The organism is Rhizobium sp. KDH_Rht_773_N, from assembly GCF_052946295.1.
Window position 1 is genome coordinate 332256 of sequence record NZ_JBRFNB010000002.1, and the last position, 19097, is coordinate 351352.

The following is a 19097-nucleotide window of genomic DNA, read 5'->3' on the forward strand; positions in this document are numbered from 1 at the left end:
ATGTTGCAGCAAGAACCCCTTGAGATGGACGGTCGTTACGAGTTCGTGACCGTCTCGGATGAGGCAACCATCGCCTACCGGCGATATGGCACGCCGGGAAAGCCGCGCCTGCTGCTGATCCATTCGCTCGCTCTTGACGGCAGCGTCTGGACGGACGTCGTCTCCGCCCTGAAGGGGCAGGCCGAGATTATCTGCATCGATTGCCGCGGGCACGGCTGGAGCAGCCGCGGCCCCCTCTCCCGGGCGATCGAGCGCTTTGCCGACGATGCCGCCGAGGTTCTGGACAAGATCGGCTGGGATGAGGTGGTCGTTGCAGGCTGCTCGATGGGCGGCTGCATCACACAGGCTTTTGCCGCGCGCCACGCAAAACGGGTCTCGGCCATGGTCCTCATCGATACGACGGCCTGGTACGGGGAAAAGGCGCCCGAGGAATGGCGGGCGCGTGCTGCCAAAGCGCGGGCCGAAGGCCTTGCCTCGATGGCCGCTTTCCAGGCGACCCGCTGGTTCGGCGAGCGGTTCAGGGCGGAAAACCCGCGCAAGATCCAGGAGATGATGGAAATCTTCGTCCGCAACGATCTCGATTCCTATGAAGCGACCTGCATCATGCTCGGCGATGCCGATCTCCGCAGCGCCCTTCCCGGTTTCGATTTCCCGGTCGCGGTCATTGTCGGCGAGGAGGACTATGCCACGCCGGTCGAAAGCGCGCGCCAGCTCGCCGAGGCAATCCCCGGCGCGTCCCTGACGATCCTGCCGGGCGCCCGGCACCTGACGCCGATCGAATGCAGCGATGTCATCGCCGCGGCGATCGGCAAGATGGTTGAAGCTGCCGCCCATTAGGGTGAAGCTGGCGGCAGGGGGAGCCGCCAGCCCGTTTAACCGTGCTGATCTGGGAGGATGATATGCACGATAACAATAGCATACTGGTTGCCGGCCCTGCTGCGGGCGAGGTTTCGCAAGACGGTTCGCAGCAGATGCAGCTGGCCGGCCGCGCCGCGGTTCTGACGGCCCGTTTCGAAGCGGTCCCGTTTACACCCTGGCATCGCCGGGCGCGGATCATCATGGGCGGCGCGACGTTTCTCGATGCCTTCGATGCGCTTTCGCTCGCCTTTGTCCTGCCGATCCTGATCAAACTTTGGGCGCTGACGCCAGCTCAGATCGGCTGGATGATCGCGGCAAGCTACATCGGCCAGCTCATCGGCGCCCTCCTCTTCAGCCGCCTTGCCGAAACGCTCGGTCGCGTTCACATGGCCGCATCCGCCACCGCGCTGATGTCGGTGATGAGCCTTGCCTGCATCATGGCCGGCAATTTCCAGATGCTGTTCGTCTGCCGCCTGATCCAGGGTATCGGGGTCGGCGGGGAAATGCCCGTTGCGGCCGCCTATGTCAGCGAGCTCCTGCGCGCCAAGGGACGTGGACGCAACTTCATGCTCTACGAATTGATCTTCCCCGTCGGGCTGATGGTGACGGGCCAGCTCGGCACGTTGATCGTGCCGGTTTTCGGCTGGAAGTCCCTCTTTCTGATCGGCGGCATCCCGGGGCTGCTGATCGCCTACCTGCTTTACCGCCTGCCGGAATCACCGCGCTGGCTGATCGGCCAAGGACGGTTCGACGAAGCCGAAAAGGTGATCCGCCAGGCCGAGGACAGTGCAAGGCGCAAGGATCCCGGCTATTCCTTCGACGACCGCGCCTATAACGAAGCGACATTGGCGCTCGGCAGTCAAAGCCAGGCCGCTGCACCGCGGCCGCGCAGCCGCTGGCGCGAACTGCTCTCGCCCACTTTCCGCATGCGCACCATCATCGCATGGATCCTCTGGGCAAGCTCGTTCTTCGTGGCCAACAGCCTGAACAACTGGATGCCGACGCTCTATCACACGGTCTATTCGCTGGAACTCGGCAGTGCGCTGAGGGCCGCCTCGATGACCAATGTCGCGCAGGTCATCATTCTGCTTGCCTGCGCCTTCTGCATCGACCGCATCGGGCGGCGCACCTGGGCCGTCGTCTCGTTCCTTGTCGGCGCCGTTCTGCTCGCAGCACTCGCCGCAGGTGGCGCAAGCAGCCTCTGGTCGCTCATTCTGCTGGCGACGCTCGCCTATGGCGTCGTGGGTTCGATCAACGCCGTGCTCTACCTCTATACGCCCGAAATCTACCCGACGCGCATGCGCGCAGTCGGCACGGGCCTTGCCACGTCCTGGCTGCGCATCGCCTCGGCGGTCGGTCCTGCGACGGTCGGCTACATGGTCGGCGCACAGGGCATCAAGTCAGTCTTCATCATGTTCGGGATTGTCGCCGTGATCGGCGCGCTTGCGGCAACGCAGATGATCGAAACCGGAGGACGCAAGCTCGAGGAAATTTCCTCCTAAGCCACGCCCGCCCACAGCATTTCCCCGGCACCCATGTGCCGGGGTTTGGCATTTTACGATCTTCAGGCGCTGCGTGGCACGGCGTCATGCTCCCTGCGCGCCATCATCATGGCCACGGCGAAGACCAGCAGCGCGCCGGCGGCAAGGCAGATCGCCAGGAAGAACATCGGCGCGATCGTGCTTCCGGTTTCGTCCTTGATCCAGGGTACGACGTTCTGGGCAACGAAGCCGCCGAGATTGCCGACGGAGTTGATGGCGGCAAGGCCGGCCGCAGCACCCGCTCCCTTCAGGAAGCGCGACGGAAGGCTCCAGAAGACCGGCTGCGGGGCAAAGATGCCGGCAGCGGCGATGCAGAGAAAGATGAACTGCAGCACATGGTTCGGAACGAGCGCCGAGAGCAGCAGGCAGGCCGCGCCGATGAAGGCGGGAATGACGATATAGGGCGTCTTCGCCTTCACCTTGTCGGCAGCAGCCGGCACCGCCCAGAGGGCGAGCGCCACCAGCATCCACGGAATGATATTGAGGAAGCCGTTGACGCTGTTGCTGACGCCGAAAGCCTTTACGATGGTCGGCAGCCAGTAGCTGAGGCCATAGGCGGCAAGCGGAAAGGCGATGTAGCAGAGCGCCATCAGCAGGACGCGGGGGTCGATCAGCGCCTTGAAGCCGTTTTCGGCATTGTGGTCCATGCCGGAATTCTCTGACGCGAGCCGCTCTGCCAGCCAGCTCTTCTCCTCGCCGTTGAGGAAGCTCGCATTTTCGGGCCGGTCGTAGAGATAGAGGTAGGTGACGACACCGGCGATGACGGCCGGAATGCCTGTCGCCAGGAAAACCCATTGCCAGCCGGCGTGGCCGAGGAAACCGTCGAGATCGAGCAGCATGCCGCCGACGGGGGCGCCGACGGCATTGGCAAGCGCACTGAAGATCATGAAGAGGCCGACCATGCGGCCGCGATAATCCGAGGGGAACCAGAGCGTCAAAAGATAGAGGACGCCTGGAAAGAAACCCGCTTCGCAGACGCCGAGAAGGAAGCGCAGGATATAAAACATCGTCGCGTTCTGCGTGTAGGAAAGAAGGATGGTGACGATGCCCCAGGAGACGAGAATGCGCGCAAACCAGACACGCGCGCCAAACCTGTCGAGGAAGAGGTTGCTCGGCACTTCAAATAGGAAATAGCCGATGAAAAAGAGCGAGGCGCCAAGGCCATAGGCATATTCGCTCATGCCGAGCGCACCGACCATTTCCAGCTTGGCAAAACTGACATTCTGACGATCGATATAGGCAATGAGGTAGAGGATTCCGAGGAATGGCATGAGCCGCCAGGTGATCTTCGAGATCAACTGCTGTTCGCCGACCATTGCAAATTCTCCAAATGATTGTTGCTTTTCATGCCAATAGATAGCTGCCTCCGGACGATTATCAATCACACCGAACGGATAGGAGCGGCTCCTGCATTGACAAGCGATATGTCGACAGTCATGCCTAGGGACGCGGAAGCCATCCTTGCGCCCGTATCTCCAGAGAGATCATCATGACCCTGTCCTCACCCCGCGATTTCCTGGCCAGCCTGTTTTCCGCAGCCGTTCGCGCCGCCGATCCGCTGACCGGTATTGCTGCGCATCTGCCGGAAAAACCAAAGGGCAGAACGATCGTGATCGGCGCCGGCAAGGGGGCCGCGCAGATGGCGCGGGCGCTCGAAAGCGTGTGGGACGGGCCGCTCGAAGGCGTGGTCGTCACCCGCTACGGCTATGGCTGCGAGACCGATCGGATCGAGATCATCGAGGCCGCTCATCCGGTTCCCGATGCAGCCGGCCTTGCCGCCTCCAGGCGGCTGATGGAAACCGTTTCGGGCTTGCGCGAGGACGACCTCGTCATCGCGCTGATCTGCGGCGGCGGCTCGGCGCTGCTGCCCTCGCCGCCGGAAGGGCTGACTCTGCAGGACGAGATCCTGCTCAACGAGCTGCTGCTTGCCTCCGGCGCACCGATCTCGGCCATGAACGTCGTGCGCAAGCACCTGTCGACCATCAAGGGCGGGCGGCTGGCGGCTGCGACCAGGGCCCGTGTGGTCAGCCTGATCGTCTCCGACATTCCCGGCGACAATCCAGCCCATGTCGCATCGGGTCCGACCGTTCCCGACGGCTCGACCCGCCACGATGCGCTTCAGATCATCCGTCAGTACAGCCTGAAGCTGCCGCAGGCGGCGATCGATCATCTGAACTCTCCGAGAGCCGATGCGCCGCAGCCGGACGATCCGGTCTTTGCCCGCCATGCGCACCACATCATCGCCTCGGCCGGCGTATCGCTCGAAGCCGCGGCCGAGCTCGCACGGTCGCAGGGCATTACGCCGGCGATCCTGTCCGATTCCATCGAGGGAGAAGCGCGCGACGTGGCACTGGTGCATGCGGCCATCGCCCGCGAGGTCGCCGGCCGCGACAGGCCGTTCAAGAAACCGGCCGTCATCCTTTCCGGCGGCGAGACGACGGTGACGCTGCGCGCCAAGGGCGGCAGGGGCGGCCGCAACGGGGAATTCGCGCTCGCGCTGGCACAGGCGATCGACGGTGTCGGCGCCATCCATGCGCTCGCCGCCGACACCGACGGCATCGACGGTTCGGAAAACAATGCCGGTGCGTTTGCCGATGGCGGCACCGTCAAACGGCTGCGCGCCGCCGGCTTCGATCCACGCCGCCTTCTCGACGGCAATGACAGTTATTCCGGCTTCAAGGCGATCGGCGACCTCTTCGAAACCGGCCCGACCGGCACCAATGTCAATGATTTCAGGGCAATCCTGATCCTCTGACTGCGCGCTCCAGATGCGCTCTGCGACCGCGTCGTCGTACTGCGCGATGGCGTCGTCGCCACCATCGCGCGCACAGCCGAGATTGGCGCCGACGAGCTGGTGCAGGCAATCATCGGCCGCCCGCACGATCAGATCTTCGTCCGCCCGCCGGCGTCGCAGAAGCGCGAAACGGTGCTGAGCCTCGAAGGCGTCGAAACCGCTGACGTCGGTCCGATCGATCTAGTGCTCGGCCGCGGCGAGGTCATCGGTCTGCGCGGCGCCGGTCAGGACGCAATCGGCAAGGCATTGTTCGGCACGGAAAAGATCGCCTCAGGCACCATCCTCCTCGCGCGCCAGTCCTATCGGCCACGCGATCCCTTCGATGCAATTTCGAAGGGCGTGCTGATGGTCGCGGGCGACCGGAACGCCGCATCCATTGCCCAGGACATGAGCATCCGTGAGAACATGTTCCTTAACCCGGTGGCCGCCGGACGCGGCCTCCTCGGCCTGCGCTCGCACGGCTCGGAGGAACACGAGGCGGAAGCGATGGGCGCCAGGGTACGCCTGCGGCAGAACGTACCCGCAGCGCCGATCGAGACGCCGTCCGGCGGCAACCAGCAGAAGGTGGTGATCGCGCGCTGGATGCGGATCGGCGGCAAGGTGCTCGTGCTCGAGGACCCGACGGCGGGCGTGGACGTTGGCGCCAAGGCGGAGATCTGCCGCCTGCTCGCCGATGCGCTGGCAAGCGGCCTCGGCGTTCTGCTGATTTCGACCGATTTCGAGGAAGTCACTGCCATCTGTCATCGCGCCTATGTTTTCCGCTCCGGCCGGGTCGCGGCCGAGCTTCCGGAAGAGGCGCTGTCGATCGCAGGCCTGCTCGGCGCCGCGTCGCTTTCACCCGCAGCCTGACCTCAACCCGCACTTAGAGATGCCGGCCGAGCCGCGACGAGCCCTTCCTCATCAAGGTGCGCGATAAGGATATGGCGATCGTTCCCTATTCGCTGAACCTCAACGACATCATCCAGTTCGAGGCCTACAAGTTCTCGACCGGAGAATACGAGCAACAGCTGAAGGACGAGTTCGACCAACTTTACGAAGAAGGTGCCTCCCGCCGACGCATGATGGCGATCTCCACCCATGACCGCATTCAGGGCCGGCCCTACCGTGTGCGCTCGCTCGCCCGCTTCCTGGAATATGCGAGCAAGCACAAGGGCGTGACCTTCCTGCGCAAGGACGAGATCGCCGACATCATCTATTCCGACCCGCAGCCGCTGCGCGACATCAACGAGCACGATGCCTGGGCCGAATGGGAACGCAAGAACGGCAAACAGAAGATCCTCCCGATCGTCTGATGCGATGAGGGGCCGGCGCGACCGGCCCCTTCCCCATGAATACGGGAATTCACGCCTATGAATTATGATCTTGCAATCATCGGCGGCGGCATCGTCGGACTGGCGACGGCGCTGGAAGTCAGCACCCGCTATCCTGGCCTGACGATCGTCATCCTCGAGCGCGAAAACGATGTCGCCCTGCACCAGACCGGCCGCAACAGCGGCGTCATCCATGCCGGCGTCTACTATCAGCCGGGCAGCCTGAAGGCACGCTTCTGCAAAGAGGGTGTCTTGGAGACGATCCGCTTTTGCCAAGACCATGGCCTGCCCCACGAGCAATGCGGCAAGATGCTGGTGGCGACGGATACGACTGAACTCGACCGCATGGCCGCGCTGCACGAACGCTGCATCGCCAACGGCCTGCCGGTCGAACGCCTCGACGCCGCAGAATTGCGCCGGCGTGAGCCGCATATATGCGGGGTAGGCGCCCTCTTCGTTTCGACGACGGGCATCGTCGACTACGGCCTCGTCGCGCGCACAATGGCGAAACTATTGAGCGAACGCGGCGTCGAGATCATCACCGGCGCCGCAGTCGACCGCATTGGCGAAGAGCCGGCCGGGGTGACGATCGGTGCCGGTGCAATCGTGATCAAGACGAAGAACCTGATCGCCTGCGCCGGGATCATGGCCGATCGCATCGCCAGGCTCGGCGGCCTCGACCTCGATTTCCGCATCGTGCCCTTCCGCGGTGAATATTATCGTCTCGGTGCCGACAAGAACGATATCGTCAGCCACCTGATCTATCCAATCCCGGATCCAGCCCTGCCCTTTCTCGGTGTCCACCTGACGAAGATGATCGGCGGTTATGTCACTGTCGGCCCGAATGCCGTGCTCGCTTTTGCCCGCGACGGCTATCGTTTCGGCGATGTCAGCCTGCGCGATCTCGCCGAGATGATTACCTATCCCGGTTTCCGCAGTGTGATCCGCGCCAATTTGCGCTCCGGCATCTCGGAAATGTGGAATTCGCTGAACCGACGCGCCTATCTCGCGCTCTGCCAGCGTTATTGCCCGGAACTGACGCTCGACGATCTCGAACCCTACCGCCCCGGCATCCGCGCGCAAGCCGTCCTTGCCGACGGCACGCTGGTGCATGATTTCCTTATCCATGAAACCGCCCGCAGCATCCATGTCTGCAACGCGCCCTCGCCCGCCGCCACTTCGGCGATCCCGATCGGACGCGGCCTTGTCACGCGCGCAGCCGCCCAATTCGGTTGGCGCGCAACGATCTCCGCTTGACCTTGGGGGGAGAGCCCGGAAGACAGGTTACCGCTCTCAACTGGCGTAGCTGCCAGGATATCAAAACAACGAATACAATCTCAAAGCGTCATAGACAGCTGCATGGATGTTGCGGCTGGAAATCGCATCGCCGATCTGCACGAGGTCGAACAGTCCCTCGCTGGTGCGCTGCTGCAGCGGTGGTCGGCGGGCGAGCAGCGCGGCACAAATGCATCTGAGCAAATCGCATTCATCGGTTTCGACGAGCAGCCGGCAGCGAGGCGGCCAGCCCCAGCGTCATCGACAATGTGGACAACGTCGATCTCGGGCACTTGCCTCGTGGAGGGCCATCAGAAAATCTTTGCCCGTCTGATCCAGACTTCGAAACCGGTCGCACGGCCGCAAATCCTTGATCTGACGGCGGGCGGCAGCAACGTCGCCTGTTGACGTCGATACCGCCGATCGTAGCACGATCTTTCATGAGTAGGCGGCCTCGTGGAAATCGATCTCGAGACGTTGAGCACGCCCGAATATGGCGCTCAACCGCTTGCGCTCGGCAGCATCCATGTTCTCGCCCGCCTCGTCCAGAACAGTCTTCAGCCAGCGCGCCTGAGCTTCGAACTCGGGCTCCGCGTGAAGCTTGACCCATTCGCTGAGCAAGGGATCGCTGATTGCCGTCGAGTTCGCCGCCGTCGACCAGGTCCAGTACATCCATTCGGCGGCGAACATGGCAGCGATCGTGTCGAGAAAACCGCCGTCGCGAGCAATTGCCAGCATGCCTTCGCGGAAGGAAGCGACATCGGCCCGACCGGTATCATAGCGGGAGGGATCTATGCCGCGTACTGCAAATGTCTTTTCGAAATAGGCGACCTGCCGGTTTGCAAGCGCATCCAGAACGCCGATCAGCCAACGCTTCTGGGCGATGGTTTCGGCTTTGGCTGTGGCGTAGGAGAAGATCGCGATCGCCGTGTCGACGAAGGCCCCTTCGAAGACCAGGTATCGCTCGAACGTCTCGTTCGAAAGGCGGTCAGCCTTGATATCCTCGACGAAACGATGGTTCACCATGGCTTCGAAGACCTTACGGTTTTCGTCGAGCATCTGTTGCGAGAGGCTCCAGCCCATGATCGCTACACCTCCAGGCCGGGTTTTGCAGCTTCGACGAAGGCTGCCACGCGTGCCGGCTCCACGGGGTTCCACCAGACGCCGCCTTCCTTGAGCGAGGAGGCGACGATGACGCCGTTGGTGCGCTTCAAGATATCGACGATGTTGTCCTTGGTCACGCCGGAGCCGACGAGCAGCGGCAGATGGGTGGCGGCGCCGATTTCCTCGATCTCTTCCATCGTTGCGCTGTTGCCCGTTCTCTGACCGGTGGCGATTACCACATCCGCATCGAAGAATGCGAGATCGCGGGTCAATTCGTCGATCGTGCGATCGGCAGTGATGGCATGCGCGCCATGCTTCACATGGCTGTCTGCAAACACCTTGACATGCTCGGCGCGCAGAGCCGAGCGATAGCGCATCGCCTCGGCGGCCCGACCTTCCATGAAGCCTTCATTGGCGACATAGGCGTTCGCCCACTGGTTGACGCGGATGAAGCGCGCACCGCCTGCCATTGCGATTGCGAAGGCCGGAATCGGTGCATTGGCAAGCACGTTGATCCCGAGTGGCACGCCGGCGGCGCGCGCGATGCGGTCGGTCACGACCGACATGAAGGCTGCGGTCTCGTGGCCGATATCCTCGGGCTTGGAAAAGGGGATATCGCCGTGATTTTCCACGATCAATCCGTGGATGCCGCCTTTGACGAGCGCGTCCGCGTCACGCATGCACGCATCGTAGATCGTCTCCATCGCCGCGCTGCGGTAGCGTGGGGCACCCGGGAAAGGCGGGCAATGGATCATTCCGATCAACGCCTTGTCAGTGCCAAATATTTCCCGTATGGCGCTTGTGGCCTTATCCGATATCTGCTGCATTTTCTTTCCTTTCTGAAAGCCAGCCATGCGTGCCTATGTCATCGGTAACGTCGCCGTCGACGAAACCATTTCCGTAATGTCCATGCCCGAAGCCGGTGCCTCGATCCTCGGTCGGGAGGAGACCCGCGACCTTGGCGGCAAGGGCGCCAATCAGGCCGTCGTGATGGGCCGCACGGGCCTTCCCACCACACTCGTCACGGCTGTCGGCGAGGATTTCCGCGCCCAGACGATCCGCGACCAGCTTGCCGGCGAGGCATTGGATGCCCGTCTGTTGGGCAGCCCGAACCGGACCAGCGATTTCTCCATCATCTTCACCACGCCGGACGGCGAAAACGCCATCGTCACCACGACGGAATCGGCCGAAGCCTTGACCCTGTCGGAGGCGCTTGCCCCGCTTGGCGATGCCGTCAGCGGCGACCTCGTCGTGCTGCAGGGCAATCTCAGCGAAGACGTCACCCGCGGCATTCTCGCCGAAGCCAGACACCGTGGCCTCAAAACCGCCTTCAATCCCTCGCCGCTGCGCCCCTACTTTGCCGAACTCTGGCCGCTTATCGACGTCGCCTTTCTCAACAGGGGCGAGGCTGAAAGCCTGACCGGTTCCTCCGGCGAGGCCGCCATCCGCCGCCTGGCGGAAGCCGGAGTGTCACAGACCGTCCTGACGCTCGGTGGCAGCGGCGCTATCCTTGCAAGCGGACACGAAGTGCTTGCAACCGTTCCCGCCCGTGCCACAGAGGTCGTTGACACGACCGGCGCCGGCGACACGTTCATGGCGGTGGCACTTGCCTCGGCCGCGCTCCGCTCCACCGCACTCGACGCCAAAGCCATCCATCACGCAACCGCGGCCGCCGCCATCACCGTCAGCCGCCGGGGCACGCGCTCGGCCTTTCCGAGCAGGGCAGAACTCGCCGGCATCCTTGCCGGCGAGTAACGGCTATTTCGCCTCCGTCAGCCAGCCGAGGATGTTCTTCCAGAGGCGCCCGTAGCCCTCCCATTCGCAGAAGGCGGGTGAAAGCCAGTGCGGACCGATATCGGACGTCCATGCGGCTGTCCTGCCCTTGCCGAAGCGGCCAGTCACCAGGAGCGGGTGACCGCCCTCCTCTTCAGGCAGGCGAGCGATGACTTCCACATCGTCACGCTCGCGCACGTCCACCTCGTTGACGCCAAGAAGCAGTGGCCATTCGCCTGAGAGGCCGGCGACGGTCTCGTGACCGGACTTGACGAGGACAGGTGTCGTACCTTCGGGGACTTCGACCCGGTCGTCATAGGGAAGGCAGGTGACGGGCAGAACATCCTCGACCGGCGTGCGGCGCCAGCGCGCCTTGCCATCGATACCCTGAAAGGAAAAATAGCCGCCGACCATCAAGAGGCCGCCCCCCTTCTCGACCCAGGCCTTGATAAGTTTCAGGCGGTTCGGAACGGTCTTCGACTGCAGCCAGACCGCAGGCGGAAGAAGCAGCGAATTGGCGCCGATATCAGACAGGATGATCGCGTCATAGGCATCGAGCCTGGCGATATCGAAAGGGAATTGTTCAACCGCTTCGTGGGCCGGCATGTAGGTGAGATCGAACGCGCTACCCTTGAGCGCCTTGACGAGCGGTTCGGCGCCGAGATGGAAGGTGACGCTGCCGAACTGATCGAAGCCCTTGTAATGCGTAGCCGAGCTGACCCAGCTTTCGCCGACGAGAAGAACCTTCTTTGTCATGATGTTTCCATTTCTTTTTATGTCTGCAGTCAGGCGCTCGCCTGAAAGACCGATTGCGGATTGGCGCGCATGAAAATATCGAGCGTCGCGTCATCAAGTCCGTGACGCTTCAGGCGCGGCAGGAAGTGACGCAGGATGTAAGCGTAGCCGTTGCCCCCGTAATACTTGAGCATCATCTTCAGGAACACGTCGTGGGACAGGAGAAGACGGTCGGTATGTCCCATCTCGACCAGCTTGACGAGCGCACGCGCCGCTTCCTCGTCGCTCGGGCATTGCACCTGCTGGTCCGCATAGAAGAAATCCATGCCGATCATGTCATATTCGAGAAATGCGCCGCGAGCGGCGAGTTCCGACTGGTAGGCGAGATCGTCATGTGAGGGGTTCATGTGGCAGAGCACCGTGTGCCTGAGATCGCCGCCTTCGGAGGCGATGACATCCAGAACCCTGTGCCCAAGGCGGAACCAGCCCGGAAGATGGACCATCAGGGGCAGGCCGGTGCGTACCTGTGCCTGTGCGGCACCCCGCAGCGATTTTTCCTCCTCCGCAGTGAAATCCGACGATACCCCGATCTCGCCGATCAGGCCGATCCTGACATCGGTGCCATCAGCGCCGATTACCGCCTCAGACACGATCTCATCGGCGATCTGCCCAACCGACATGCTGGCAACCTTTTGCGGATGCGAGGAGCCGAGATAGAAGCCGGCTCCCATGACGATATTCAGTCCCGTCGCCTTCGATATTCGTCGCAGGGCGAGCGGATCGCGACCGATGCCCTGGCATGTCGGCTCGACGACCGTCTGGCCGCCAAGGCCAGCAAAATCCTTGAGCTCAGTGACAGCAAGCTTCTCGTCGTCGAGCGTGATGTTGTGCCTGTTGACGAAAGGATCCTGCCTGAGTTCACTGAGGATTTCCATGCAGACGAAACCTTCGGCAAGATATTGCCGTTCGGGTTCCTTCGGCGCGTGCCACCAGCAACGGCAATCATTGAGGATATGCTCGTGCATCAGCGTGATGCCGATGTCCGACACCGGTATCGGCCCCTGGACCGTCATCACATTGCCGGAGCGTAGGTGACCGGGCGATAGCTCGTTTGCCGCCATCAGCTCTTCCTCCTGGCTGCCAAGCGGAAATTGGCGGTGAAGATGCGGGTATTCAGCCAGATGGCGATCAGGATGATCGCACCGGTGACGATCTGGGTGAAGAAGGGTGAGATATGCATTAATATCAGGCCGTTGCCGATGACGGCAATAGTCATGGTGCCGAGAACGGTCCCGATCATGGTGCCGCGCCCGCCCATCAGCGAGGTGCCGCCGAGCACGACGGCCGCGATGACCTGCAATTCGAAGCCGACGGCCGCATTTGACGAGCCGGAGCCGAGACGCGCTGCGATCAAAAGGCCTGCCAGCGCCGAGGCGACCCCGGATACGAGGTAGACCGAGGCGACGATCCATTTTGCGGGCATGCCGACCCGGCGTGCGGCCTCCATGTTGGACCCGACCGCCACGATCTGCCGTCCGTATTTGGTAACGGCCATCACGACATATCCGACGATCGCGACCAGGATTGCGATGAGCGCCGGAACAGGAAAGCCGGCCAGTTCGCCGCGTCCCAGATAGAAGAAGCCGGGCTCGTTGTTGATCGGGATGGAATAGCCCTGTGTCAGATAGAGCGCCACGCCGCGCAGGATGGAAAGCCCGGCAAGGGTTACGATGAAGGCGGGAATATTCTGATAGGCAATGAACCAGCCCTGAAGAAGGCCGACAATGCCGCCGAGGGCAAGCATGCCGAGGCAGACGACCGGCCAGGGAATGCCGGTGGCGAGCGCAATGGCGGCAACGGCATTGATCAGCGCCAGCATCGAGCCGACCGACAGATCAATGCCACCGGTTACGATGACGAGCGTCATGGCGACCGCAACGGCGAGGATGGGCGCAGCCTGACGCACGATGTTCAGGATGTTTCCTGCCGTCATGAAGGTGGTGGTCGTCAGCGAAAAGAAGACGAGGCATGCCAGAAAAAAGAAGGCAATCGACAGCACCTGGGCGTTTTCGCTCAGGAAGTCGGCCATCGGCGAGCCCTTGGCGCGTTCGGTGTAGACGGTCAATGTCTTTCTCCCCCGACGATGAGCTTGACGAGATCCTCGAGATTGGTCCTGGCGATATCGCGCTCGGCGACCTTCGTACCCTCGTACATGACGGCGATCCGGTCGCAGACCCGGAACAAGTCCTGAAGACGGTGGGTGATGAGGACGACGGAAACGCCCTTTGCCTTCACCCGGTTGATCAAAGCGAGCACGGCTTCGACTTCGGCGACCGCGAGAGCCGAGGTCGGCTCGTCCATGATCAGGACCTTGGGGTTAAACGATGCGGCTCGGGCGATCGCAATCGCCTGGCGCTGGCCACCTGACAGCTTCTCCACCTTGGCGGAGAGGCGCGGGATGCGGATCTCGAGGGCGTCCAGCATCCTGCGCGCCTCGTTCATCATTTTCTGACGGTCGAGAAACGGACCTCTGGTGAGCTCACGCCCGAGAAACAGATTGCCAACAACATCGATGTGATCGCACAGGCTCAGATCCTGGAAAACCATTTCGATATTGCGATCACGAGCATCCGCAGGCCCGGAAAAGCGAACCTCTTCGCCGTTGAGCGAAATTGTCCCCTCGTCCGGCAGATAGGTTCCGGAAATGATCTTGGTCAGCGTCGACTTGCCGGCAGCGTTATCGCCGACGAGACCGAGGCACTCGCCCGGGAAGAGATCGAGGTCAACGCCGCGCAGCGCCTGATGCGAACCGAAGGTCTTGCGAATACCGCGAAGCGAGACGGCAGGTATTCGCGCGGACGAGCCGGAGGAATGCGGGGAGGCTTGCGCCTCCCCGGCTCCGGCATAAACAGGCCGGTTGTCACTCATCATTTGAAGACGGCCCGGTACGGCTCGACATTGGCCTTCGTCACGATCGTGATCGGGACGGAGATGCTTTTTTCGACGCTCTGACCTGCGGTCAGCTTGGCGAGCGCCTCGACCGCCGCCTTGCCTTCACCGGCCGGATCCTGCTGAACGACAGCAACGACATAGCCATCGTCGATGCCGGAGATCGCCTGCGCGGTCAGATCCCAGCCGAAGACCTTGATGCTGTCCTGCTTGCCTTGGCTCTGAACGGCGGCGATCGCGCCAAGGAGAGCTGGCTCGCCGGTTGCGTAGATCGCCGTCATGTCTGGATTGCCGGTGATGAGGTTTTCGGCCGCGGCAAGTGCGTTGTCCTGAATATTCTGGCCGTCGACGACCCCTGATGTCTCGATGCCGTCGCTCTTGATGGCATCCTCGAAGCCTTTCTGGCGAAGGTTCTGAATGTAGGAGTTCAACGCACCGACAATGCCGACCTTGGCCTTGCCGCCCATGTTCTTCTTCACATAGTCGAGAAAATAGACGCCCATGTCGGTGCCGGCCTTGCCGTTGTCGACACCGATCTGCGACTTCTGAGGGCCGTCCGGCAGGACCGCGTCGATGGCAACGACCGGAATGCCGGCATCCGACGCCTGCTTGACGGCCGGCATGATGCCGTTGACGTCGATCGCCACGACGATCAGGCCATCGACCTTCTGCTGGATGTAGTTTTCGATGGCGCTGTTCTGGGCGGAAGCGTCATTGTTGGCGTTGAAGATGACCAGCTTGTCACCGGATGCATCGGCCGCCTTCTGGGCACCTTCGTTGATCTGGTTGAAGAAAAGCGCCTGCTGGTTGATCTGCACAAGCGCATAGGTCTTGCCGGCGGCCTGGGCAAGAGACGCTCCGAGTGTGGCGCCGGCGAGCGCGGTAAAGGCAAGAGCGGCTGTAAACGCCCGACGTTTGATCTGTTTCATGTTCTCATCCTCTGGTTCGTTATCGTTGCTTTTTATGGGTCGTCGGCGGCGCAACGGAGTTCCGCACGACGATTTCGACTGGCACGAGTTCCTCGGTGGCGAGCGATTTGCTCTCCTGCCAGTTTGTTTCGAGAAGAAGAGCCAGGGCGCGACGGCCGATGGCACGCACCGGTTGCCTGATCGCGGTCAAAGGAGGCGCAAAGAGGTGAAGCGGACTGACGTCGTCAAAGCCTATGATCGACAGGTCATCAGGGATCGAGATCCCCCTTTCCCGAAGGACTTCGATCATGCCAATTGCGATTTCATCGGAGCTGGCAAAGACGGCCGTCGCCGGCATGCCTTCGTCCAGGAACCGGTGTGCCATATCGCGCCCGCAGGCAATCGTATACTCGCCGCTGTAGCGTCTGATTGATATGTCGTCGCCAAAGCGTTCTCGCAGCCCTTCGCGCAATCCGTTGAAACGCCGCTGGGTACTGATCATGGCGTCAGGGCCACCGACGTAGAGCACCTGACGATGGCCAAATTCAGCCAGATGACGGCCCGCCAGATGCCCCCCTTGGAAGTTGTCGCAGAAGAGCTTGGGAACAGCGGCAAGCGGTACGTCTTCGTCGACGACAATGACTTTGCCGGTCCGATTGATAAGAGCCGCCAGATCGCCGCTATCGGGATGGTTGGTAACGAATACCAGCCCATCGACGTGATTGTGCTCAATCAGCTTGAGATAGGCGACTTCGCGACCGGTCCTGTTGAGCGTCGCATAGAGTGAAACGGCAAGACCTCGATCATTCGCCTCCTCCTCCACAGCCGCCACCATGGTCGCAAAGAACGGGTTGGCAATATCGGGAACGACGAGGCCGATCGTGTCGGAACGACCGCGGCTCAATCGACGCGCATGAGGGTTCGGCTGGTATTTAAGCGAGGCGATCGCATTTTCGATGCGCTGCTTGGTGAGAGCGGGGAGATCCAGTGATCCATTCAGCATGCGCGAGACCGTCGTCACCGAGACGCCGGCGGCTTTCGCCACATCCTTCAATCCTGGGGTCCGATCTTGCGCCATTGAGCTTGTAAACCGCTTTAGTAAACCGCTTTACTCAGCCTTTCCGACCAAGGAGAAACTGTCAAGAGCCTCGGCGAAGGTTTCTCCAATCGACCCTCGCAAAAATCTTGCATTCTCGGATTTCGTCGGAACCGAAAGTGAACAGCCGAGGGCGCCACCGGCAAAATCGTGTCCGTATTGCAAAGTCGTCGCCGTCACAATCGATGATGATCCCGGCGACGATATCGCGGACCGCTTCGACACCATCGTCGGCAAGAGTGCCGCGGATCGGTGCAAGGCAGCGGCGGCTCAACGGGTTTCTGAAGCGGCGCTGGAGCCTCCAACAGCGAGGACTTCTGTGGCGCCCCAAGAAAGTAAGCGACTTCCTCAGCCTGGCGTGCAGCTGGCCGTGCGGGCTGGATAGACATTGCCGCAGTATTCGGCCTGCGTTTGATGATCTGTGCTGGCTTTGGCACGCCTCCGCTGGGGAGGCGACGCCGCCCCGCCGTTGCCGCGGTGCCAGCCATGCTAGAGTTTCGATCCACGCCTCCGTGAGGGAGGCGACCGCCATCCTTGACGGCCTTGGCCTGCTGCTGCTGTTTCGATCCACGCCTCCGCGAGGGAGGCGACCCGCGGCCGCAAAGCCGCACGGTGATGATGCGCAGTTTCGATCCACGCCTCCGCGAGGGAGGCGACGGATCCCCGAAGGCCCTGCTGCGCCAGTCAGGGTGTTTCGATCCACGCCTCCGCGAGGGAGGCGACCGAAGCCTGGGCCAATCGCATTGCCGGGTGGGCGTTTCGATCCACGCCTCCGCGAGGGAGGCGACACGGCAACGCTGTTCGCGAACGATCAGCGCGTTATTGTTTCGATCCACGCCTCCGCGAGGGAGGCGACACCGCCTGGGCCTTTTTCATTGCGCATATTGGCGTTTCGATCCACGCCTCCGCGAGGGAGGCGACCACCGGCAATACCGTCTTCGGCTCGCAGCTTATTGTTTCGATCCACGCCTCCGCGAGGGAGGCGACTTGACACGTCATCCCAGTCCGGAACGACGTACTTGTTTCGATCCACGCCTCCGCGAGGGAGGCGACCCTCATTTCGCGGCCCCCCTCTCTCCAAGGTGACGTTTCGATCCACGCCTCCGCGAGGGAGGCGACTGATATTGTCGACCTGGGCGGTGGCGTCAGTGCGTTTCGATCCACGCCTCCGCGAGGGAGGCGACCAAGGCCTCCGGGCCACCAAATAAGGCAGGCCCCGTTTCGATCCACGCCTCCGCGAGGGAGGCGACCACTCATTCGCTCCTGTTTTGGTCGAGTGTCAGTGTTTCGATCCACGCCTCCGCGAGGGAGGCGACCGATCCGCCGCGCAGGCCGAGGTCGTTAAGCAAACGTTTCGATCCACGCCTCCGCGAGGGAGGCGACACGTTGCCAGTCGCGATATTGCGGATGGCATAGATGTTTCGATCCACGCCTCCGCGAGGGAGGCGACAAGGTCACGCGCATATAGGCGGCGTCGTCTCTCAGTTTCGATCCACGCCTCCGCGAGGGAGGCGACGCATCAATCCCGGCAAGCGGTCGGACGAGACGCAGTTTCGATCCACGCCTCCGCGAGGGAGGCGACCCATCGGCAACGATCTTGACGCCCAGGGCGCGGGTGTTTCGATCCACGCCTCCGCGAGGGAGGCGACGAGTACCGGCCGGTGAAGATCCCGGCAAACCTGCTGTTTCGATCCACGCCTCCGCGAGGGAGGCGACCGTCCGCTCTGTTGCCAACCGCACCGCCGATCTTGTTTCGATCCACGCCTCCGCGAGGGAGGCGACGGCTTTCCATCCCGCCAACGCGGTCGCAAACGGTGTTTCGATCCACGCCTCCGCGAGGGAGGCGACTGCTGGTGGATCTGCCCCGCCGGCCGCGCAAGAAGTTTCGATCCACGCCTCCGCGAGGGAGGCGACTTTGGCTTTCGCCTTGGCGATGCGGCTGGTGTGTTTCGATCCACGCCTCCGCGAGGGAGGCGACAGCTGCCAAGATCCACGGTCTTCGTCAACGCGGTGTTTCGATCCACGCCTCCGCGAGGGAGGCGACGCTTTTTCTCTTCCGGCTTTTCTTCCGGCTTGGCCGAGTTTCGATCCACGCCTCCGCGAGGGAGGCGACGAGTGGTTGCGTCTGGCGTCCTTCTCGGCTGCGTCGTTTCGATCCACGCCTCCGCGAGGGAGGCGACACTGCCCGACTGGCTGCAGGGAGCTATTGCTTCGCTGTTTCGATCCACGCCTCCGCGAGGGAGGCGACACCCGCGTCTGTTTTTCTTTCGGCGGCTCGGGAGCGTTTCGATCCACGCCTCCGCGAGGGAGGCGACCGACGGCAAAGCCGGAGACGCCTGCACCGAGAAGGTTTCGATCCACGCCTCCGCGAGGGAGGCGACGCCCGAACTCGGTTTTTATCGTATTGGATATAAAGTTTCGATCCACGCCTCCGCGAGGGAGGCGACGATTTCGCCGGCCGGCGCGCGATCCTCGTAAAGACGTTTCGATCCACGCCTCCGCGAGGGAGGCGACGGGATCGACCCGACCGCACCGGCGACCATCGTATTGTTTCGATCCACGCCTCCGCGAGGGAGGCGACATCGGCGCGGCGATCGAGGCGGCGCGCCTCGGCACGTTTCGATCCACGCCTCCGCGAGGGAGGCGACGCCTCGATATCCTCTTTCGATGGTGTCTTGGCTTGGTTTCGATCCACGCCTCCGCGAGGGAGGCGACACGGTGGGCCGGTAATCCCGGACCACAAAATAAGAGTTT

Annotated in this window: 17 protein-coding genes and 1 CRISPR repeat array (1 of these 18 only partly in view); of the genes, 8 read left to right on the forward strand and 9 right to left on the reverse strand. The window is 62.4% G+C overall.

The annotated features are described in order from the left end of the window. Both ACU8HS_RS23480 and ACU8HS_RS23485 read left to right on the forward strand, forming a co-directional pair. Positions 1 to 837 carry an alpha/beta fold hydrolase gene (locus tag ACU8HS_RS23480; protein WP_447016304.1) on the forward strand — a complete coding sequence of 279 codons (837 nt, stop codon included), beginning with the start codon at positions 1 to 3 and terminating at the stop codon, positions 835 to 837. 62 nt (positions 838 to 899) lie between these two features. Next, a complete protein-coding gene (locus ACU8HS_RS23485; RefSeq protein ID WP_447016305.1) occupies positions 900 to 2360 on the forward strand; it encodes an MFS transporter in 1461 nt (486 codons plus the stop codon). Between the two features lie 62 nt (positions 2361 to 2422). Here ACU8HS_RS23485 and ACU8HS_RS23490 read toward each other — a convergent pair whose 3' ends face one another. Then, positions 2423 to 3715 (reverse strand): MFS transporter, encoded by a 1293-nt coding sequence (locus ACU8HS_RS23490; protein WP_447016306.1) that lies wholly within the window; start codon positions 3713 to 3715, stop codon positions 2423 to 2425. A gap of 173 nt (positions 3716 to 3888) precedes the next feature. On the opposite strand from ACU8HS_RS23490, the gene ACU8HS_RS23495 reads away from it, so the two are divergent. The 5 genes from ACU8HS_RS23495 to ACU8HS_RS23515 all read left to right on the forward strand — a co-directional run bounded on the left by ACU8HS_RS23495 (position 3889) and on the right by ACU8HS_RS23515 (position 8186). Continuing rightward, on the forward strand, positions 3889 to 5154 hold the full coding sequence (locus ACU8HS_RS23495; RefSeq protein WP_447016307.1) for a glycerate kinase type-2 family protein: 1266 nt from the start codon (positions 3889 to 3891) through the stop codon (positions 5152 to 5154). Positions 5155 to 5253: 99 nt separating this feature from the next. Next, entirely contained in the window at positions 5254 to 6042 is a 789-nt protein-coding gene (locus ACU8HS_RS23500) for an ATP-binding cassette domain-containing protein (protein ID WP_447016308.1), read from the forward strand. A gap of 71 nt (positions 6043 to 6113) precedes the next feature. After that, a complete protein-coding gene (locus ACU8HS_RS23505) occupies positions 6114 to 6485 on the forward strand; it encodes a hypothetical protein (protein ID WP_447016309.1) in 372 nt (123 codons plus the stop codon). 57 nt (positions 6486 to 6542) lie between these two features. Next, positions 6543 to 7760 (forward strand): L-2-hydroxyglutarate oxidase, encoded by a 1218-nt coding sequence (lhgO, locus tag ACU8HS_RS23510; RefSeq protein ID WP_447016310.1) that lies wholly within the window; start codon positions 6543 to 6545, stop codon positions 7758 to 7760. A gap of 102 nt (positions 7761 to 7862) precedes the next feature. Further along, on the forward strand, positions 7863 to 8186 hold the full coding sequence (locus ACU8HS_RS23515) for a hypothetical protein (RefSeq protein ID WP_447016311.1): 324 nt from the start codon (positions 7863 to 7865) through the stop codon (positions 8184 to 8186). A gap of 30 nt (positions 8187 to 8216) precedes the next feature. On the opposite strand, the gene ACU8HS_RS23520 is transcribed toward ACU8HS_RS23515, so the two are convergent. Both ACU8HS_RS23520 and ACU8HS_RS23525 read right to left on the reverse strand, forming a co-directional pair. Beyond that, positions 8217 to 8861: a TenA family protein gene (locus tag ACU8HS_RS23520; protein ID WP_447016312.1), complete on the reverse strand. Its 645-nt coding sequence runs from the start codon at positions 8859 to 8861 to the stop codon at positions 8217 to 8219. Positions 8862 to 8866: 5 nt separating this feature from the next. Further along, entirely contained in the window at positions 8867 to 9709 is an 843-nt protein-coding gene (locus ACU8HS_RS23525; protein ID WP_447016313.1) for a BtpA/SgcQ family protein, read from the reverse strand. Between the two features lie 25 nt (positions 9710 to 9734). Here ACU8HS_RS23525 and ACU8HS_RS23530 point away from each other — a divergent pair, with 25 nt between their 5' ends. Continuing rightward, positions 9735 to 10637 carry a PfkB family carbohydrate kinase gene (locus ACU8HS_RS23530; RefSeq protein ID WP_447016314.1) on the forward strand — a complete coding sequence of 301 codons (903 nt, stop codon included), beginning with the start codon at positions 9735 to 9737 and terminating at the stop codon, positions 10635 to 10637. 3 nt (positions 10638 to 10640) lie between these two features. On the opposite strand, the gene ACU8HS_RS23535 is transcribed toward ACU8HS_RS23530, so the two are convergent. The 6 genes from ACU8HS_RS23535 to ACU8HS_RS23560 are packed head-to-tail and all read right to left on the reverse strand — an operon-like array spanning position 10641 to position 16325. After that, positions 10641 to 11411: a glutamine amidotransferase gene (locus tag ACU8HS_RS23535; protein ID WP_447016315.1), complete on the reverse strand. Its 771-nt coding sequence runs from the start codon at positions 11409 to 11411 to the stop codon at positions 10641 to 10643. Positions 11412 to 11440: 29 nt separating this feature from the next. Continuing rightward, positions 11441 to 12511: a phosphotriesterase family protein gene (locus ACU8HS_RS23540; RefSeq protein WP_447016316.1), complete on the reverse strand. Its 1071-nt coding sequence runs from the start codon at positions 12509 to 12511 to the stop codon at positions 11441 to 11443. Next, positions 12511 to 13515, reverse strand: a complete 1005-nt coding sequence (locus ACU8HS_RS23545) for an ABC transporter permease (RefSeq protein WP_447016317.1) — start codon at positions 13513 to 13515, stop codon at positions 12511 to 12513. Before ACU8HS_RS23545 ends, ACU8HS_RS23540 begins: the two co-directional genes overlap by 1 nt. Beyond that, positions 13512 to 14321: an ATP-binding cassette domain-containing protein gene (locus ACU8HS_RS23550; RefSeq protein ID WP_447016318.1), complete on the reverse strand. Its 810-nt coding sequence runs from the start codon at positions 14319 to 14321 to the stop codon at positions 13512 to 13514. The genes ACU8HS_RS23545 and ACU8HS_RS23550 overlap by 4 nt, the downstream gene beginning before the upstream one ends. After that, complete coding sequence (locus tag ACU8HS_RS23555; RefSeq protein ID WP_447016319.1) at positions 14318 to 15268, reverse strand: ABC transporter substrate-binding protein; 951 nt, start codon at positions 15266 to 15268, stop codon at positions 14318 to 14320. The genes ACU8HS_RS23550 and ACU8HS_RS23555 overlap by 4 nt, the downstream gene beginning before the upstream one ends. A gap of 19 nt (positions 15269 to 15287) precedes the next feature. Then, positions 15288 to 16325, reverse strand: coding sequence for a LacI family DNA-binding transcriptional regulator (locus ACU8HS_RS23560; protein WP_447016320.1), 1038 nt, complete (start codon positions 16323 to 16325; stop codon positions 15288 to 15290). 512 nt (positions 16326 to 16837) lie between these two features. Beyond that, a CRISPR array of direct repeats spans positions 16838 to 19097; the repeat unit is 32 nt; unit sequence GTTTCGATCCACGCCTCCGCGAGGGAGGCGAC (it continues 1959 nt past the right edge of the window).

Bases quoted from the DNA above. Each gene is read 5' to 3' on its own strand.
- ACU8HS_RS23515 (WP_447016311.1), top strand. From the start codon at position 7,863: ATGGATGTTGCGGCTGGAAATCGCATCGCCGATCTGCACGAGGTCGAA.
- ACU8HS_RS23540 (WP_447016316.1), bottom strand. From the start codon at position 12,511: ATGGCGGCAAACGAGCTATCGCCCGGTCACCTACGCTCCGGCAATGTG.
- lhgO (WP_447016310.1), top strand. From the start codon at position 6,543: ATGAATTATGATCTTGCAATCATCGGCGGCGGCATCGTCGGACTGGCG.
- ACU8HS_RS23490 (WP_447016306.1), bottom strand. From the start codon at position 3,715: ATGGTCGGCGAACAGCAGTTGATCTCGAAGATCACCTGGCGGCTCATG.
- ACU8HS_RS23550 (WP_447016318.1), bottom strand. From the start codon at position 14,321: ATGATGAGTGACAACCGGCCTGTTTATGCCGGAGCCGGGGAGGCGCAA.
- ACU8HS_RS23495 (WP_447016307.1), top strand. From the start codon at position 3,889: ATGACCCTGTCCTCACCCCGCGATTTCCTGGCCAGCCTGTTTTCCGCA.
- ACU8HS_RS23525 (WP_447016313.1), bottom strand. From the start codon at position 9,709: ATGCAGCAGATATCGGATAAGGCCACAAGCGCCATACGGGAAATATTT.
- ACU8HS_RS23560 (WP_447016320.1), bottom strand. From the start codon at position 16,325: ATGGCGCAAGATCGGACCCCAGGATTGAAGGATGTGGCGAAAGCCGCC.
- ACU8HS_RS23520 (WP_447016312.1), bottom strand. From the start codon at position 8,861: ATGGGCTGGAGCCTCTCGCAACAGATGCTCGACGAAAACCGTAAGGTC.
- ACU8HS_RS23485 (WP_447016305.1), top strand. From the start codon at position 900: ATGCACGATAACAATAGCATACTGGTTGCCGGCCCTGCTGCGGGCGAG.
- ACU8HS_RS23555 (WP_447016319.1), bottom strand. From the start codon at position 15,268: ATGAAACAGATCAAACGTCGGGCGTTTACAGCCGCTCTTGCCTTTACC.
- ACU8HS_RS23530 (WP_447016314.1), top strand. From the start codon at position 9,735: ATGCGTGCCTATGTCATCGGTAACGTCGCCGTCGACGAAACCATTTCC.
- ACU8HS_RS23480 (WP_447016304.1), top strand. From the start codon at position 1: ATGTTGCAGCAAGAACCCCTTGAGATGGACGGTCGTTACGAGTTCGTG.
- ACU8HS_RS23535 (WP_447016315.1), bottom strand. From the start codon at position 11,411: ATGACAAAGAAGGTTCTTCTCGTCGGCGAAAGCTGGGTCAGCTCGGCT.
- ACU8HS_RS23505 (WP_447016309.1), top strand. From the start codon at position 6,114: ATGGCGATCGTTCCCTATTCGCTGAACCTCAACGACATCATCCAGTTC.